Source organism: Streptomyces sp. NPDC059398 (genome assembly GCF_042751845.1).
Classification (GTDB): Bacteria; Actinomycetota; Actinomycetes; order Streptomycetales; family Streptomycetaceae; genus Streptomyces.
The window spans coordinates 51,326-68,050 of the sequence record NZ_JBHYWP010000005.1 but is presented as its reverse complement, the minus strand read 5'-3'; the positions used below and the strand labels follow the sequence as shown (position 1 = coordinate 68,050).

The window sequence follows — 16,725 nt, the reverse complement described above, 5'->3', positions numbered from 1 at the left end:
CACCGGCATAGCCTATGTCCTGAGGGGCGCCGGTCTGGGCCTCGCCCTCGCCGCCACCCCGCTGCTCGCCGCCTGGGGCGACGGCGGTACCGCGGCCAAGGCCGAGACCAAGAGCGCGAGCCTGCTGCCGGCCACCACGGTGCGCAATGTCGGCCTCAAGCCCGATCTGCCGGGCACGGCGGCGGGCGTCCCGCAGGCCTTCTACACGTATCCGAAGACCACGCCGCGCGCCACCAAGGGGCAGATCCTCAAGGGCGCGAAGCCGGTGTCGGCGGCGATGGAGACCTTCTCGCCGCCTCCTCCGGCACGCGGCAAGAACGCCGCCTGGCAGGCGATCGAGAAGCTGCTCGGCGGGAAGGTCGACGTCACCGCCGTCCCGACCGACGACTACTCGACCAAGTTCACCACGATGGTCGCCAGCGACACCCTGCCGGACATCTTCATGTATCCGGAGACCGGCGGCGTCGACAACAAGGCGGCGTTCTGCGCCGCCAAGTGCGCCGATCTGACGCCCTTCCTCGCCGGGGAGAAGGTCAAGGAGTACCCCAACCTGGCGGCCATCCCGCAGGCGGCCTGGCAGGGCGCCATCTTCGGCGGGAAGCTCTACGGCATTCCGATCTCCCGGATGGGCACGGGCGGCGCCGGCTTCTACCGCCACGACCTCTTCGCGGAGGTCGGGATCGACAGCCTCGACGAGATCACCAGCCTCGACAAGTTCGTGGAGGTCTGCAAAGAGCTGACCCGGCCGAAGAAGGACCAGTACGCCATCATCGCGGGTGCCAACAACCTGCTCGCCATGTCGGCGGGGGCGCCGATGTACTGGCGGATGGACGCGAAGACCGGCAAGTTCGTGACGGACCTGGAGACGGACGAGTTCCGCCTGGCGATCGAGACGGCGCGCAAGCTCTACAAGGCGGGCTGCTACTACCCGGGCACCATCGGTATGTCCGGCGCGCAGAAGTCCCAGTACACCGACATGTTCAAGAACGGCAAGGGCGCCTATGTGTACGACGGGATCCCGTCGTACTACACGCCCAGCACCGGGTACGTGGCGGCGATGGCGGCCGTCAACAAGGAGTTCGACCCCCGGCCCATCACCCCGTTCAGCGACAAGGCCATCGCCTGGATGGACAACGTCTCGCTCCAGAACACGCACGTGAAGAAGGCGTCCCCCGAGCGCGTCAAGCAGCTCCTGGCACTCGCCGACTTCGCCGCTTCGCCCTTCGGCAGTGAGGAGTACACCCTCATCAACTACGGCGTCGAGGGCACCGACTTCACCCGTGACGCCAAGGGCAACCCGATCCTCACCAAGAAGGGCAGCCAGGACGTCACCGTCCCCTGGAAGATGCTCGCCTCGGCCGTGCCCGCCGTGTTCAGCACGGACACCGAGAAGGGTGTGCGGTACGTCCACGAGGCGTACGCCAAGATGATCCCGATCATGGAGCAGGACCCGACCCTCAAGGTGTCATCGCCCACCTGGGACTCCAAGGGCTTCGGCAGCCTCTACACCCTCAAGCTCGACGGCCTCAAGGACATCGTCTCCGGCCGCAGGCCCATGTCGTACTACTCCGAGCTGACGAAGCAGTATCTGGCGAAGGGCGCCGAGCAGGCACGCCACGAGTTCGAAGAGGCCGTCCAGAAGGGGAAGAAGTGACCACTCGGCGCACCGTCCTCCAGCTCGGCGGCGCGGCGGTGGCCGCCGCCGCTGCCGTATCCGTCACCGGCACCCCCGCCCTGGCCCGCTCCTTCGACCCGCAGCCCGGCTCCAGCGGGGTCGGCGACCCGCTCTTCCCGACGCTCGGCAACGGCGGCTACCAGGTCACCCACTACGACCTGACCTTCGACTTCACCCCGGTCACCTACGACTTCACCGCGGCCGTACGGATATCGGCGCGGGCCACCCAGGACCTGTCCGCCTTCAACCTGGACACCGACGGGCACACCATCGACGCCGTCACCGTCGACGGCCGCGCCGCCCGCTGGGAGTTGTCGGCCGGCAGCAGTGGCCAGGAGCTGACGCTCACCCCGGCCCGGCCCCTGCACGACGGCCGGCCCTTCACCGTCGAGATCCGCTACCACGGCAACGGCAAGGACAAGCGGCTCGGCCTGAACGGCTGGGTCTTCGGCAGCGAGGGCGGCTTCGCCTCCGCGGTGCAGTCCTCCCGCGCCGACACCTTCCTGCCCTGCAACGACACCCCGTCCTCCAAGGCGACGTGGGCCTTCCACATCAGCGCCCCGAAGGGCTATGTGGCCGCCGCCAACGGCGAACTGCTGCACCGCACCCCGCGCGCGGACGGCTCCGCGGTCTGGCACTTCGCGCTCCGCGAGCGGATGCCCACCGAACTGCTCGGCATCGCCGTCGTCAAGGGCACCTATCTGTACGGCCACAGCCACACAGGCCTGCCGCTGCGCCACATCGTGCCGCAGGGCCACGAGGACACCTACGCGCCGGTCGTGGCGCGCACCGCCGACCATCTGGCCTGGCTGGAGGCGAAGTTCGGGCGGTTCCCGTTCTCCACGTACGGGCTCCACATCTACGACGGCTACACCGACGCACTGGAGAACCAGACTCTCACGCTGATGGGCACCAACTGGTTCAAGCCCGACGCCGACGGCAACCCGACGTACGAGAACACCATGGTCCACGAGCTGACCCACCAGTGGTTCGGCGACTCCGTCACCCCGCACGACTGGCAGCAGGCCTGGCTCAACGAGGGCCCCGCCACCTACTACGCCGCCGTGTACAGCGAGGAGCGCGGCTGGTCGGTCGTCGCGGACAAGATGAAGGCCACCTACGGGACGCTCGACGCGGTCCGCGCCAAGGACGGCCCGCCCGGACTGCCCAAGGCGCTCGGCGGCGCCAACATCTACGACGGCGGGGCGCTCGTCCTGTACGCGCTCAACCAGCAGGTCGGGCAGCGCACGTTCGACCGGATCATGCGTGAGTGGGTCCGGCGCTTCAAGGACTCGACGTACACCAGCGAGAAGTTCATCCGCCACACGGTCGACGTCACGGGCGACCGCACCCTGGACCGATTCCTGCGCGACTGGCTGTTCGGCGCCACCAACCCGCCGATGCCCGGCCACCCCGACTGGAAGGCTGCCGCATGACCCGCCGCACCACCCACCGCCCGGCTGCCCGGCGGATCGGCACGGCGCTCGCCGCCGTCGCCGCGCTGCTCGCCACCGCACCGGTCGCCCAGGCCGCCCGCCCCACGCACACCGACACCCTGTACGCGGCCCCGCACGGCGCCGGATCGTCCTGCACCCACAGCCGCCCCTGCTCGCTCGACGGCGCCCGGGACAAGGCCCGCACCCTGCACGGCCATGCGGTGACCGTGCAGCTCGCCGGGGGTACGTACACCCGCACCGCGCCCCTGGCGCTCACCGTGGCTGACTCCGGCACCACCTGGACCGCGGCGCCCGGCGCCCGCCCCGTCCTCTCCGGCGGACGCACCCTCACCGGCTGGACGAAGACCTCGGGCGGGGCCTGGACCACGCGGGTGCCCGACGGCATCACACCGCGCCAGCTCTTCGTCGACGGAGTCCGGGCCACCCCCGCACGCGGCGCTGCCTGCGCCGCCAGTGTCTGCGACGCCACCAAGACCGGCATGACCGGCGCGAAGGCCACCGGGATAGCCAAGTGGAAGCGGCCCACCGACGCCGAAGCCGTCATCAAGGTCCGCTGGCGCAACTACCACTGCCGGATCGCCGGGGTCAGCGGCGACACCCTGACCTTCGCCCGGCCCTGCTGGACCAACTCGGCGAGCGGCACCGACCGCACCGGACCCTCCTGGGACTCCACGACCGTCGACTCCGCGCGCTACACAGGCGTCGCCTTCTTCGAGAACGCCCCCGAACTCCTGGACCAGCCAGGCGAGTTCGTCCATGACTCGGCGGCGCACACCGTCACCTACCTGCCGCGCAGGGGCGAGGACATGCGGCGCGCCACCGCCGTCACACCGGCGACAGAGCAGCTGATGACGGTCAACGGCGCCCACAACGTCCGTATCAAGGGGGTCGGCTTCGCCTATGCCGCCTACCACCAGCCGGACACCGACGAGGGGTACGCCGGAATGCAGGCCGGACTCACCCTCACCGGCGCCACCGGCCCGGTCGACCACTCCGGCCGCTACTACACCAAGCCGTCGGCCGCGCTTACTGTGCACGGCGGACGCCATGTCACCGTCGAAGGGGCGCGCTTCACCCACCTCGGCGGCGCGGGCGCCGTCCTCGAAGCGGGCACCAAGGACTCCGGCATCACCCGCTCCGACTTCACCGACCTGTCGTCGGGCGCCGCGTACATCGGCGACACGGATCCGACGCCCGCACCCGAACTGACCGGTGAGCGCAACACGTTCGCCTACAACACGGTCACCCGCGCAGGTGTCGAGTACACCGACGCGGCCGCCGTCTGGGCGGGGTACGAAGCCGGGCTGACGGTCGATCACAACACCCTCGACCAGCTTCCCTACTCCGGCATCTCGGTCGGCTGGGGCTGGAACCAGCCCGGTGCGCAGAAGTCGGTGCTGCGCGACAACCGGATCACCGACAACCGCATCACGCACGTCATGCAGGTCAAGGACGCCCAGCACGACGGCGGCGCGATCTACACCCAGGGCGCCCAGCCCGGCACGGTGATCTCCGGGAACTACATCAACCGCTCCGCGTACGGCAACACCGAGCGCGACGGCAACGGCATCTACCTCGACGAGCAGTCCTCGTACATCACCGTCGAGAACAACGTCCTGACCCGGCTCGGCTACAAGTGGGTCTCCAACTGGGCCGACTACGGCATCCAGAACACCGCCCGCGGAAACTGGGTGGACACCGACGCGCCCGCCATCGCGGGGACCGGCTCGACCATGAGCGACAACCACACCCGCCTGGACCGGCTCCCGGCCGCCGCGCTTCGGATCGCCTCCGCGGCCGGTGCGCACCGCGGCCCCGTCGAGCAGCTCAGCCCGGACCTGGCCCGTACCGGCACCGCTTCCCAGTCGTCCACCGACGGGGCCGCCGCCGCGCTCGCCATCGACGGGGACACCTCCACCGACACCCGCACCCTCTCCGAGCAGGGGTCCTGGTGGCAGGTGGACCTGGGATCCGTACGCCATGTCGGGCAGGTCGAGATCTGGAACGACGCCTCGACCACCACGGCCGGCTTCGACGTCCGTACGGACCACAGGACCGTCCATGTCGACGGCAAGGCGCTGCGGCCCACGGTGCTGGACCTGAACACCGACACCCGGTACGTGAGGATCCAGCTCACCGGCACCGGACGGGTCGGCCTCGCCCAGGTCGCCGTACACCCGTAGGGCCTCGCGCCCATAGGCCCCGGACTGCCGTAGGGGGCCGGTCCCGTAAGGCCGGCAGGACCCGTAGAACCCGACGTGACCCGCGGGCCGTAGCCTGCGGGTCACGTGCCCGCACCACCCGTACCGCCGGCCCTACCCGCACCGCCCGCACCACCAGCCCCAGCGAAGGAACCCCATGTCCGACCTCCGTATCGGCATCCTCGGCTACGGCCTGCGCGGCAGCATTGCCCGCACCGCCCACCGCCCCGGAGCCGGCTCGCGCGTCACCGCACTCGCCGACCCCGACCCGGCAGCCCGTACGGAGGCGGCCGCGGCCTTCCCCGGCGCACGGCTCACCTCCGACCACCGCCAGGTCGTCGAGGACCCCGACATCGACGCCGTCCTCGTCCTCACCCCCGACCACACCCACGCCGATCTGGCCTGCGAAGCGCTGCGCGCGGGCAAGCCGGTGTTCGTGGAGAAGCCCCTCGACATCACGGTCGAGCGGTGCGACGAGATCCTGCGTACCGCGTACGAGACCGGCACCCGTCTCTACATCGGCCACAACATGCGCCATATGCCGGTCGTCCGGCTGATGCGCGAACTGATCGCGGCCGGCACGATCGGCGAGGTCAAGACCGTCTGGGTCCGGCACTTCGTCGGATACGGCGGCGACTGGTACTTCAAGGACTGGCACGCCGAGCGGAAGTACACCACCGGGCTCCTTCTCCAGAAGGCCGCCCACGACATCGACGTACTGCACTGGCTCGCGGGCGGTTACGCGCACGACGTCCAGGCCATGGGCGACCTGATGGTCTACGGCGACAACCCGCACCGCCGTGCGCCCGGTGAGCCCAAGGCCGCCGACTGGTACACCAAGGACGGGCACTGGCCGCCGCACACCCAGCGCGCCCTCAACCCCGTGATCGACATCGAGGACGTCTCGCTGCTGAACATGCGCCTGGACAACGGGGTGCTGGCCTCCTATCAGCAGTGCCACTTCACCCCCGACTACTGGCGCAACTACACCGTCATCGGTGACGCGGGCCGTTTGGAGAACTTCGGCGACGGGCCTGGCAGCACGGTGAAGGTCTGGAACACCCGCCGTTCCGTCTACCGCGATGACGCCGACGAGATCCACTCCGTCCCGGAGGCGCAGGACGAGGCGGGCCACGGCGGCGCCGACCCGCTGCTGATGGACGAGTTCCTGCGGTTCGTACGCGAGGGCGGGCGCACCGACACCTCCCCGGTCGCCGCCCGGATGGCGGTCGCCGCCGGGGTACGGGCGACGGACTCGCTGCGGGACGGCGGCACCCCGCGCCAGGTTCCGCCGCTCGACCCGGAGCTCATCGGCTACTTCGAGCGGGGGCAGCGGCGCACGGGGTGAGTGCGCGGGGGAGAGGGCCAGGAGGGGGGGGCGGCCGGGGAACGGTGCCGCCGGGGGACCGAGCTACTGGCCCCGGCCGCCGCACCGCCGGGGAACGGAGCCGCCGTCCCGGCCCGCCGGAGAAGGGAGCCGCCGTTCCGTCCGGCCCCTCAGGCCAGGAACTCGCTGATGGTCCGGTGCAGCGAGGCGGCGTCCAGCCCGTGCGCGGCGACATGCTCCTCGATCTGCCCGTACCGCCGCAGCTCCTTCCTGCCGACCCCGAGGCCGAGCACCCGGTGCGGCCGGTCGGACAGCGCGTCGTTCGCCGCCGCCGTCGAGGTACCGGCCAGATACGGCTCGACCAGCACCACATCGGCCCGGTCGGGGGCCTCGGCGGCCCAGCGCAGGGCCGCGCCGTCGAAGGGGCGCACAGTCGTCGCGTACAGCACGGTCACGTCCATCCCCTCCGTCGCCGCCAGGACCGCGTCCAGCATCGGCCCGACCGCGACCACCACCCCGCCGTGGCCCTCCCGCACGGTGCGGAACCCGCCCGCGGTGACCGGCTGCGGACGCCGGTTGGCCTGGAGCGACAGCCGTACGTACACCCGGTCGTCCCCCCGTACGGCGTCCCGCAGCAGGGCCTCCGCCTCGTCGGGATGGCCCGGTACGTGCACGGTCCAGCCGTCCAGCGTGTCGAGGAGCGCCACATCGCCCGGCGACATATGGGTGAAACCACCGGCGGGCCAGTCGTACGAACCCCCGGCGCTCACCAGCACGGCGCCGACGCCCTGGTGGCCCAGGTCCAGCTTGAGCTGTTCGAAGGGGCGCTCGACCAGGAAACTGGCGAAGGTGTGCACGACCGGGCGCATCCCGGTCAGCGCCATCCCGGCGCCCGCGCCGATCAGCAGCTGTTCACGGATGCCCACATTGACCACCCGCCCGGGGTGGGCCCCGGCCGCTTCGGCGAAACCGTCGCGGGTGATCTCGGCCAGTACGACGGCGATCCTGGGGTCCTCGTCCAGCAGCCGTGACGTGGTGGCGGCGAAGCGTTCGCGCATGTTGTCCATGACAATTCCCTCTCAGATGGTCCTGTCGGCTCTGCTGGTTCCGCCGGTCCCGCTCAGACGTTCTTGGGCTCGACCCGGGCGACGACGGCGTGCGGCCGGCCCGGATGCGGTGCGGTGAAGGCGGCGTACAGCTGCTCGTGGTCCCGCCCGTCGACGGTCAGGACCGACCACCCGGCGGCTTCGAACCGGGCGGCGATCCCACCGGGGGCGCCGTAGCTGGCGGAGGCGTTGTCGATCACCACGGTGTGCAGCTGGTCGAGCCCGGCGGGCCCGGCATACGCGACGGCCTCGTGCACCGAGCCCTCGTCCAGCTCGGCGTCACCGATCAGCACCCACACGCGTGGGTCGGTGAGCCGCTGCGCCCGTAGCCCGAGCACGGTGCCCACCCCCAGCGGCAGCCCGTGCCCGAGCGACCCGCTGCCGATCTCCGCACCGGGCACCAGCAGCCGGTCGGGGTGGTGGCCGAGCGGCGAGTCGTACGCCCCGAAGCCCGCGAGCAGTTCCTCGGGAAAGAACCCCTTCGCCGCGAGGACCGCGTAGTACGCCATGGGGCCGTGCCCCTTCGACAGCAGGAAGCGGTCCCGGCCGGGCGCCGAGACGGTCTGCGGTGTGACCCGCAGTACCCGGTCGTACAGGACCCAGAGGGCGTCCAGGGTGGAGGTCGCCGCAGGCCCGTGCTTCTCGTCGCCCGTCATGAGGGCCATCAGCCGGTTCAGGTCTGTGTTCATGCGGCCGACGATCCAACATCAAGCGCACTTGAGGTCAACTGGGCGGAGCGGGGGAAACGGGTTCGTGAGCACCGGCTGGAGTGCGGTATTGTTTCGGTGCGCGTTCGGCCGGGGAATCCCGGCTCTGACCGGGCATCGGGACGTGGCGCAGCTTGGTAGCGCACTTGACTGGGGGTCAAGGGGTCGCAGGTTCAAATCCTGTCGTCCCGACTCGTGAGAGTCGTGGGTTGTTGGGGGGGGGGGGGGGGTTTAGAGAAACCGCCCCGGGGGGGTATTGTGGGTCTATCATTAAAAATGGCGGCGACTCTGAGTTCAGTTAGTGTTTTGTTGGGGGTTGGTGCCTAAAAAAACCCACCGCCCCCCTTGGTCATTCCTGGGGACAGTGGGGGGACCAGCCTCCTTGACGGGCCTACTGGGTGGGCGAGGCCCAGCCCGGCACCGACTACCAGGACCTCGGGCGGCGCCCCCGCCGACTCGGCAGCCCGAACGCCACTACCGTCCGCCCGGACAGGGCCTGGTACTCCCGTGTGACTTCGCGATCCTGTGGGGGACTCCGGTCGGGAACGAGTACGGTCACCGCGTGATCACCGGGGTTGCGTGGACTCCTGCCGCCCGACCGGCAACGCGCTCACAGGACGAGCATGAGCTTGCCGCCTGGGCGCCGGGACTGGCTGAGCCTGGCCGCTTCCTGAATCCGGTCGAGGGTGTAGGTGCGGGCGACCGGTACGACCAGGATGCCTTCGCCGGCGAGCCTGGCGAACTCGTTCATCTGGTCGTAGCGGATCTCGGTGGAGACCCGGACGCCCAGTTCGGCTGCGGCAGCGAAGTCCGAGACGGTGAGGACACGGTCGGGATCCCCGGTCAGCTCGATCAAGGTCGGTAGCGAGCCGCCGGCCGGACTGGGCCGGTCGGCGCGGTGTCCAGGGCGCGGTCCACGGGGCCTTGGGCCAGTGCGCTGACGCGTTCGGCCATGCCCTTGCCGTACGTGGTCACCTCGGCGCCGATCTCCTCCAGGGCGGCGGCCCGTGTCGGCCCGGCGGTGGCGATCACCCGAACACCCCGGTGCAGCGCGAAGCGCACCGCTGCCTCACCCACGGTGGAGCCCGCGCCGTGGACGACCAACAGCTCTCCCGGCTGGACGCCGAGGCCGTCGAGCGCGCGCCACGCCGTCTCGGCCGCCATCGGCAACGCGGCGGCCTGCTCGGCGGTTACGCCCTCGGGAATGTGCGCCCAGGCCGGCATCAGCGCGTACTCGGCGGCGCCGGCCGTCGGGCCGTCGAAGGCGGCCGGGCCGAACACGCGGTCGCCGACCTGGACGCCGATGACGCCCTCGCCGAGCGCGTCGACGGTGCCCGCGACCTCAAGGCCGAGCCCGCGCGGCAGCGGCGGCAGGCGGTCGGCGAGGAGACCGTCGACGACGTGCCAGTCGGCCGGTGTCAGGCCGCACGCCTGCACGGCAATTCGGATCTGGCCGGGTCCCGGCTCGGGCAGTGGGACGTCGCGGAGCACGATCACATCCGGAGAACCGAACCGGTCGAATTGCAGAGCCTTCATGACGATCTCCTGGTGATAACAGCATCTGTTGTCATCGACCGTACCAGCAGATAACAGCTCCTGTTGTCGTACCCTGGTAGGTATGCCTCGATGGGAATCAGACGCACAGGGGCGGCTCGAACGCGCGGCGCTTCAGCTGTTCGAGACGCAGGGGTTCGAGCGCACCTCGGTCGCGCAGATCGCTGGTGCCGCCGGTCTGAAGGAGCGCTCCTTTTACCGGTACTTCCCCGACAAGCGAGAAGTCCTCTTCGCCGGCAACGAACTTGAGGCCCACCTCGTCGCCCAGGTCGAGGCGGCCGGTCCGGGCCTCACCCCGATCGAGGCGCTGCTGACCGCGCTGGGAACAGCCGAGGAGATCTTCCGCCCACGCGAGTTCCTGCTGCGCCGGGGAAGAGTGATCGCCGCCAACCCGGCACTGGCCGAGCGCGATCTGATCAAGCTCGCCGACATCGCCGACGCGCTGGCATCGGCGCTTGAGCGCCGCGGCGTCGAGCCCGGCAAAGCGCGCTTCATCATCGACGTGGTGCTGGCGATCCACCGCCGCGCCATGCCCCGCTGGCTCGCCGAGCCGGACACCACCCTCGCTCAGCTCATGGCCCAGGCCGCCGCCGAGCTGCGTGAAGTGGTCGCGCCGCCGGCTCCGACGGTCCGCTGAGCCGGCAGCAGAAGAGGGGCAGCGCCCACTGCGCCGACCGCGACCCACTCCAGCGGGGCGGTGATGTCGAGCAGGGCGGTTGCGGCCTGGTCGTCGAGGATCATGAACCCCTCAGGAGGGGCAGGTGGGGGATGGCTCACCGGGGGGGCTTGAGGCGCAGGGCCAGGGCGGCCGTGGCGAGGCTGAGGGCGGCGATGGCGCAGAAGGCGATGCGGTAGCCGTCGACGACCGCCGTGCTGCCGTCGGCACTGCTGTGACCGGTGACGGTGGCGGCGATGGTGACCAGGACGGCCAGGCCGAGGGCGGCACCCAGCTGGCGGCACATGTTGATCAGGCCGGAGGCGACGCCGGCGTCGCGCGGGTCGATGCCGCTGGTCGATGCGACGATCGCGGGCATCATCGTCAGGCTGGTGCCCGCACCCACGACCACGGTGGGCAGCAGCAGGTGGGCGACGTAGTCGGAGTGGACGGGAAGCTGCCCCACCCAGACCAGGCCCGCCGCGGCGATGACGCCACCGATCATCACCAGGCGGCGTGCGCCGATGACGGGGATCAGCTTCTGCGAAAGGAGCACTCCGATGCTGATGACCGCGACCATGGGCAGCAGGGACAGCCCGGTGCGCACGGCGCTCTGGCCCAGGACCTGCTGCAGATACAGCGACAGGAAGAACAGCGGTGCGGTGATGACGGCGCCCATGCACAGCGTGAGCATGTTGCCCATGCGCACGTTGGCGATGGAGAAGATCCCCAGCGGGACGAGCGGGTCGCTGCTGCGGCGCTCGATGGCCACGAACGCCGCGAGCAGCAGCACACCGGCCACCAGGGAGACGATGACGCGGGCCGTTCCCCACCCCGCGTCGGGTGCGGCCGAGACGCCGTAGACGAGTGCCGCGGCCGCCAGTGTCACGGTGATCGCGCCGGGAAGATCGATACGAGAACGGCGCTGCCCGGTTGCGGTGGGTGCCAGGAACACCATGCCGGCGACCAGTAGGCCGACACCGATGGGGACGTTGACCAGCATCACCCATCGCCAGCTCAGCTGCGCCAGCACTCCGCCGACCACGATGCCCGCGGCCCCGGCGCTGGAGGCGGCAACACCCCACCACGTCATGGCCCGGGTGCGCCGGGAGGGGTCGGTGTGACTTGCGGTGATCAGGCTGAGGCTGGACGGCGCCAGCGCCGCTGCTCCCGCGCCCTGCACCGCCCGGGCCGCCAGCAGCATCCAGCCGTCCTGCGCCAGCCCGCCGGCCAGCGAGGCGAGCGAGAAGACGACCAGTCCGATCTGGAAGACGCGGCGGCGTCCGAACAGGTCACTGGCGCGCGCGGCGAACAGCAGCAGACCACCGAAGGCGACCAGGTAGCCGTTGACCACCCACTGCTGCGCGGAGGCCGACAGGCCGAGGCCCGCCTTCATGGACGGCAGCGCCACGTTCACGATGGAAGAGTCCAGTACCACCATGAACTGTGCCACGCACGCCACAGCTGCCACAGCTGCGAGTACGACACCGCGCTTGGCCACCCCGTGCGAAGGGTCGGCATCGGGCGGTGCGGGCGCGCCGACGCTCGGAGTGCAGTGTGGTCGAGTGGGCATGGCTGTGCTCCTCACAGTTTCCGGATAGCCTGTCCGCCAAGCGTAGAGCGATGGCGGATAGGCTGTCCACTTTGCGGGACCGGGCCCGGTCGGCGGGCGCACCAGAGCACGAACGGCACGCGTGGAGGCGTTGATGGAGGCAGACAGGACGGCGTTCCCGAAGAGGCGTGCAGCCGCCGAACGCAATCGCGACAAGATCCTCGACGCGGCCCGCGCGGCATTCGCCGACCCCACCCCGGACATCTCCATGGCGGAGATCGCCCGCCGCGCCGGAGTGGGCATGGCCACCCTGTACCGCAACTTCCCCGGCCGCCAAGAACTCCTCGAAGCTCTCTACGCCGACGAAGTCGACCAGATCTGCGCCGCCGCCACCACCGAACCCGGCCAGAGCCCCGCAGCAGCCCTCACCGCCTGGCTGCGTCTCCAGATCGCCTTCATTCCGCACAAGCGGCTCATCATCTCCGAGCTGCTGGAGCACACCGACCGGGACGACATCACCAGCCATCGCGCCCGCGCCGTGGACGCGGGCCGTCCCCTGCTGGCCGCAGCCCAGGAATCGGGCCAGATTCGTGACGACCTCACCCTGGAGCAGATCTTCGATCTGATCGTCGCCATCGCCAAGATCAATGAAACCCCCGACTATCTGCGCCCCCTCTTCGCCACCGTTCTCGACGGCCTGCACCGGACGACGGCATGACGGGGCTTGGCCAGGGCGGCGAAGTCAAGGAGTAGAACCGGTCCGCCGACTGGGTTCCTGTCCGAGGGCGCGAAGGCCGGGCCCGGTGGACGGGTGCCCCCCTCCCGGCCCGGTACACCGCAGGGCTCACTCCCGTACGGCGCAGCCCAGTCCGGAGAGCAGCGCCGTGGCCTCGGCGAGGGCTGTCGCCGCGCCCGGGGCGTCGGCAGCCGCCCGGACCTGGGCGAGGAGGAGCATCGACCGGGCGTGGCCGACCCGCAGGCCCGCGGCCTCGTGGGCGTTCGCAGCGCAGCCCGCGAGTTCTTCGGCGGCCGCGAGGTCCCGTTGCAGGAGACGGACCCGGCCCAGCGCCAGCTGCGCCTCGGCCGTGCGGTCCGCGAAGCCGTGCTCCTGGGCGAGAGCCACCGCTGCGGTGGCGTGTCCGGCCGCTTCCGCCGTCCGGCCCGCGGCGGCCGCTGCGGAGCCGAGGCCCGTCCTGGCGCCGGCCTCCACATGGAGCAGGCCGTTCTCCCGGGCGATGGAGAGAGCGCGCAGAAAGAACGGTTCAGCGTCGGCGTGACGTGCGAAGTGCAGCCGTACCGCGCCGACGGTGACCAGCGACTCGGCTTGGACCAGCGGGTCCTGCGTGGTCTCCGCGAACCGCAGCGCGGCCTGCGCCTCGGCCTCCGCCAGGTCCTGTTCGCCGCGGTCGCGGTGGATCGCCGCGAGGTAGCAGTGGCAGTCGGCCTGCCAGGTGGTGTCGTTGGTCCCGCGCAAGGCCGGCAGTGCTTGGTGCGCATACCGCAGGGCTTCGTCGAGACGGCCCACGGCATGCGTCGTACGCGCGAGGTTGATCATGACGCGGGCACGCTCCTGCTGGCCGTCCGCCAGCGCGAGGCTCCTCATCAGGTGGTCGTGCGCCTCCTGTGTGCGGCCGATCGGCATGCAGACCGAGGCGAGATTGAGATGGGCGCTGAACTCACCGTGCGCCCGACCGAGACGGCGGTTGATCTCCAGGACCTCGGTCAGGCACGCCGCGCTCTCGACCAGCCGGCCGAATCGCCACAGAGTCCCGGCGAGGTTGTTGAGCACGGTCGCCGCGAGGTCGGGTCGGCCGGCCTCCCGCGCGAGCCGCCCGGCCCGCCGGTACAGCAGGACAGCGTCGTCGGGCCTGCTCGTGTGACCGTGCAGGTCGGCGGCGGTGAGCGCGGCGGCGGCGCGCGCGCTCACGTCGCCGTGTGCGTCGGCCGCTGCGAGGGCCGCGTCGGCCGTGGCCTGCCACTCGGCCACGCGGAGGCTGCGCCAGAAGTACCCGCGCAGCCGGTCCGCGAGCAGCCACGCGTAGAGGTACGGGCCCTGCCGCGCGGTGTATTCGACAGCGGCGACCAGGGCGCTGCAGTGGCAGTCCAGCCAGTCGGGGGCGTCGGAGGGGCTGCCGTCGAACTCCGGGAGCGGCGCCGCGGGGATGCCGGCCGGCAGGGGGAGGCCGTTCCAGCGTGGGGCGAGGATGCCGACGGCCGCGTCCACGGAGTGCACGTACCAGGTGAGCAGCCGTTCCAGAGCGGCTTCGCGCTCGTCGGCCGAGTCCTCGGCGGTGGTGCGCTCGGCCGCGTACTCGCGGAGCAGGTCGTGTGCGCGGTAGCGGCCGGGGCCGTCCTCCTCCAGCAGGTGCAGCCCGGCGAGTCCGGCCAGAACCGCGCGGACCTCGGCGGCCGGCCGGTCGGCGAGCGCCGCGGCGGCCCCGGTGTCGACGGCGTCCCCCGGTACCAGACTGAGCAGGCGGAACAACCGGGCCGCGCCGGGGTCCAGTTGCTCGTAGGACCAGGAGAAGACGGTCCGTACGTCGCAGACCGGGTCGTCGGCGACGGCCAGTACGTCGAGGCTGCCGAGCCGCCCGGATCCGTCTCCCGGGGATGCGGCCTGCTCGAAGTCAGCGGCGAAATCGGCCAGCTTTGCGACGGGGTGGCGGGAGAGCTGTTCCGCGATGATCCGCAGGGCCAGCGGAAGCCGCCCGCACGCGCGGGCGAGCCGGGCGACGGCATCCGGTTCCGCGGTCGTACGGGCGCCGCCGATGACCTCCGCGAGCACGCGCGCGGCCTCCGCGTCGGTCAGTTCGCCCAGCGGCACGGACCGGGCGCCGTCGCGGATCGTGAGCCCGCTGAGCCGGCTCCGGCTGGTCACGAGGGCGCAGCCGTCCGCGCCGGGGAGCAGCGGCCGGACCTGCTGGGCGCTGTGAGCGTTGTCCAGGACGACAAGGGCGCGTCGGGCGGCCAGCGAGGTCCGCCACAGCGCCCGTCGTTCGTCGGTGTGGGCGGGGACGCGCTCCGGGTCGATACCGAGCTGAGCCAGCAGCAGGCCGAGCGCGTGGTGCGGGGTGACCGGGGTGCCGAGACCGTAGCCGTGCAGATCGATGTAGAAACGGCCGCCGGGGAAGTGCCGGCCTGCGGCGTGCGCCCAGTGCAGGGCCAGTGCGGTCTTGCCGACGCCGCCGATGCCGTGCACGACGGCGACGGCGGCCGGTCCGCTGTCCTCATAGGCCGAGCCGGGCAGTTCGTCGAACAGGGCCAGTTCGACGGTGCGGCCCACAAAGCCGTCGGGGCGGGCCGGGAGCAGGGAGGAAGCCAAGGAGGAGGTGGGCGGCTCGGGCGATGCTGCCTGCCCGGGGTCCGGGGCAGGCGGGGCTGCGGCTGCGGGCGGCGGAGTTTCTGGCGCGGCCGTGGGCGGGACGGGAGCGGTGCGCAGCAACTCGGCGTACAGGGAGCGCAGTTCCGCGGACGGCGGGGTGCCGAGCTGGTCGTCGAGGGTCCGCCGGACCGTCTCGTACGCCTCCAGCGCCTCCGCCAGTCGGCCGGACGCGCCGAGAGCTGCCAGCAGCCGCTGCCACAAGGACTCGCGCAGTGGGTGCCTGTTCGTCAACCGCAGCAGTTCAGCCACGAGTTCAGCTGACGGGAGGGCTCCTGCCCGCAGTTGGAGGTCGGCGTTGCGCTCCACCGCGCCGAGGTACTGCTCGGTCAGGGCGACGGCGTACGCGTTCTCGACGGGGGAGCCGGCGTCCGCCAGCGGGGTGCCGCGCCACAGTGCGAGCGCGTCGGCCACCAGCCGGTGCGCTGTCCCGGCGTCCGCTTCTACGGACATGTCGAGGGAGCCGTCCAGGGACGCTTCGAGCAACTGCTGGAACCTGAGCGCGTCGACCCGTTCGGGCGGGACGTCGAGCCGGTAGCCGCCGGGCGCCGTACGCACCAACTCGTCCCCGAGCAGCGAACGCAGCCGGCTCACCAGGGTGTAGAGGCTGGACGCGATGTGTTGCGGAGGACTCTCCCCCCAGACCAGCTCGGTCAGCGCGCCCTTCGCCACGGTCTGTCCGGCGTGCAGGGCCAGCGTGGCGAGGAGCGCGCGCTGGCGCATGCTGGGCAGTTCCACCGGTCGGCCGTCCAGCCGCAGGAGAAAAGGGCCGAGTACGGCAATGTCCAGCGTGGCCATGTCTCTCCTGCTGTGCCCCGGTCCGCAGTGCGCTGCCCTGACCTGCTGATGCGCCGAGCCGGCGGCGTCCGCAGGGGACGACCACCTTACGCGGACAGGCGTGGGCACCGGGCCCGAAGGGGAGCAGGCAGGCTCACGTGGGGCCCTCTTCCTCCTCAGCCGTAATGGAGGAGAGGAGAGGAGAGGCGGCGGGGCCGGGGCCGCGGCGTCCCGGGGGCTCGGCAGCCGGGACCCGGGCCAGTGGTCGGGCGCTGCCTTCGGAAAGGACGACGCACGCTCGTCCGGGTGCCGTCTCGGTCCGGTACGTACTCACC

Annotated in this window: 10 protein-coding genes, 1 tRNA gene and 1 pseudogene; 7 read left to right on the top strand and 5 right to left on the bottom strand. The window is 71.3% G+C overall.

Features of this window, described 5'->3' with window-relative positions; genetic code table 11:
- Positions 1-7: 7 nt before the first annotated feature.
- The 4 genes from ACFXBC_RS03615 (at position 8) to ACFXBC_RS03600 (ending at position 6,681) form a co-directional block, all read left to right on the top strand.
- Positions 8-1,654 carry an extracellular solute-binding protein gene (locus ACFXBC_RS03615; RefSeq protein WP_385018339.1) on the top strand — a complete coding sequence of 549 codons (1,647 nt, stop codon included), beginning with the start codon at positions 8-10 and terminating at the stop codon, positions 1,652-1,654.
- Positions 1,651-3,111 carry a M1 family metallopeptidase gene (locus ACFXBC_RS03610; protein ID WP_385018237.1) on the top strand — a complete coding sequence of 487 codons (1,461 nt, stop codon included), beginning with the start codon at positions 1,651-1,653 and terminating at the stop codon, positions 3,109-3,111. The genes ACFXBC_RS03615 and ACFXBC_RS03610 overlap by 4 nt, the downstream gene beginning before the upstream one ends.
- Entirely contained in the window at positions 3,108-5,315 is a 2,208-nt protein-coding gene (locus tag ACFXBC_RS03605) for a right-handed parallel beta-helix repeat-containing protein (protein WP_385018235.1), read from the top strand. Before ACFXBC_RS03610 ends, ACFXBC_RS03605 begins: the two co-directional genes overlap by 4 nt.
- Positions 5,316-5,490: 175 nt before the next feature.
- Positions 5,491-6,681 (top strand): Gfo/Idh/MocA family protein, encoded by a 1,191-nt coding sequence (locus tag ACFXBC_RS03600; protein ID WP_385018233.1) that lies wholly within the window; start codon positions 5,491-5,493, stop codon positions 6,679-6,681.
- 149 nt (positions 6,682-6,830) lie between these two features.
- Here the strand turns inward: ACFXBC_RS03600 and ACFXBC_RS03595 are convergent, their stop codons facing one another.
- Both ACFXBC_RS03595 and ACFXBC_RS03590 read right to left on the bottom strand, forming a co-directional pair.
- On the bottom strand, positions 6,831-7,727 hold the full coding sequence (locus ACFXBC_RS03595; protein WP_385018231.1) for a transketolase family protein: 897 nt from the start codon (positions 7,725-7,727) through the stop codon (positions 6,831-6,833).
- A 53-nt stretch (positions 7,728-7,780) separates the two neighbouring features.
- The gene (locus ACFXBC_RS03590) at positions 7,781-8,455 is read right to left on the bottom strand and encodes a transketolase (RefSeq protein ID WP_385018229.1); all 675 of its coding nucleotides are present in this window, start codon (positions 8,453-8,455) and stop codon (positions 7,781-7,783) included.
- A gap of 136 nt (positions 8,456-8,591) precedes the next feature.
- Between ACFXBC_RS03590 and ACFXBC_RS03585 the strand changes: the two genes are divergently transcribed.
- Positions 8,592-8,665: transfer RNA gene (locus ACFXBC_RS03585), tRNA-Pro, on the top strand.
- 418 nt (positions 8,666-9,083) lie between these two features.
- Here ACFXBC_RS03585 and ACFXBC_RS03580 read toward each other — a convergent pair.
- Positions 9,084-10,009 (bottom strand): annotated as a pseudogene (locus tag ACFXBC_RS03580) (NADP-dependent oxidoreductase).
- Between the two features lie 82 nt (positions 10,010-10,091).
- Here ACFXBC_RS03580 and ACFXBC_RS03575 point away from each other — a divergent pair.
- Positions 10,092-10,664: a TetR/AcrR family transcriptional regulator gene (locus ACFXBC_RS03575; protein ID WP_385018227.1), complete on the top strand. Its 573-nt coding sequence runs from the start codon at positions 10,092-10,094 to the stop codon at positions 10,662-10,664.
- 136 nt (positions 10,665-10,800) lie between these two features.
- On the opposite strand, the gene ACFXBC_RS03570 is transcribed toward ACFXBC_RS03575, so the two are convergent.
- Complete coding sequence (locus tag ACFXBC_RS03570) at positions 10,801-12,255, bottom strand: MFS transporter (protein ID WP_385018225.1); 1,455 nt, start codon at positions 12,253-12,255, stop codon at positions 10,801-10,803.
- A 133-nt stretch (positions 12,256-12,388) separates the two neighbouring features.
- Between ACFXBC_RS03570 and ACFXBC_RS03565 the strand changes: the two genes are divergently transcribed.
- On the top strand, positions 12,389-12,952 hold the full coding sequence (locus tag ACFXBC_RS03565; protein ID WP_385018222.1) for a TetR/AcrR family transcriptional regulator: 564 nt from the start codon (positions 12,389-12,391) through the stop codon (positions 12,950-12,952).
- A gap of 126 nt (positions 12,953-13,078) precedes the next feature.
- On the opposite strand, the gene ACFXBC_RS03560 is transcribed toward ACFXBC_RS03565, so the two are convergent.
- Positions 13,079-16,411: a BTAD domain-containing putative transcriptional regulator gene (locus ACFXBC_RS03560; protein WP_385018220.1), complete on the bottom strand. Its 3,333-nt coding sequence runs from the start codon at positions 16,409-16,411 to the stop codon at positions 13,079-13,081.
- Between the last annotated feature and the right edge of the window lie 314 nt (positions 16,412-16,725).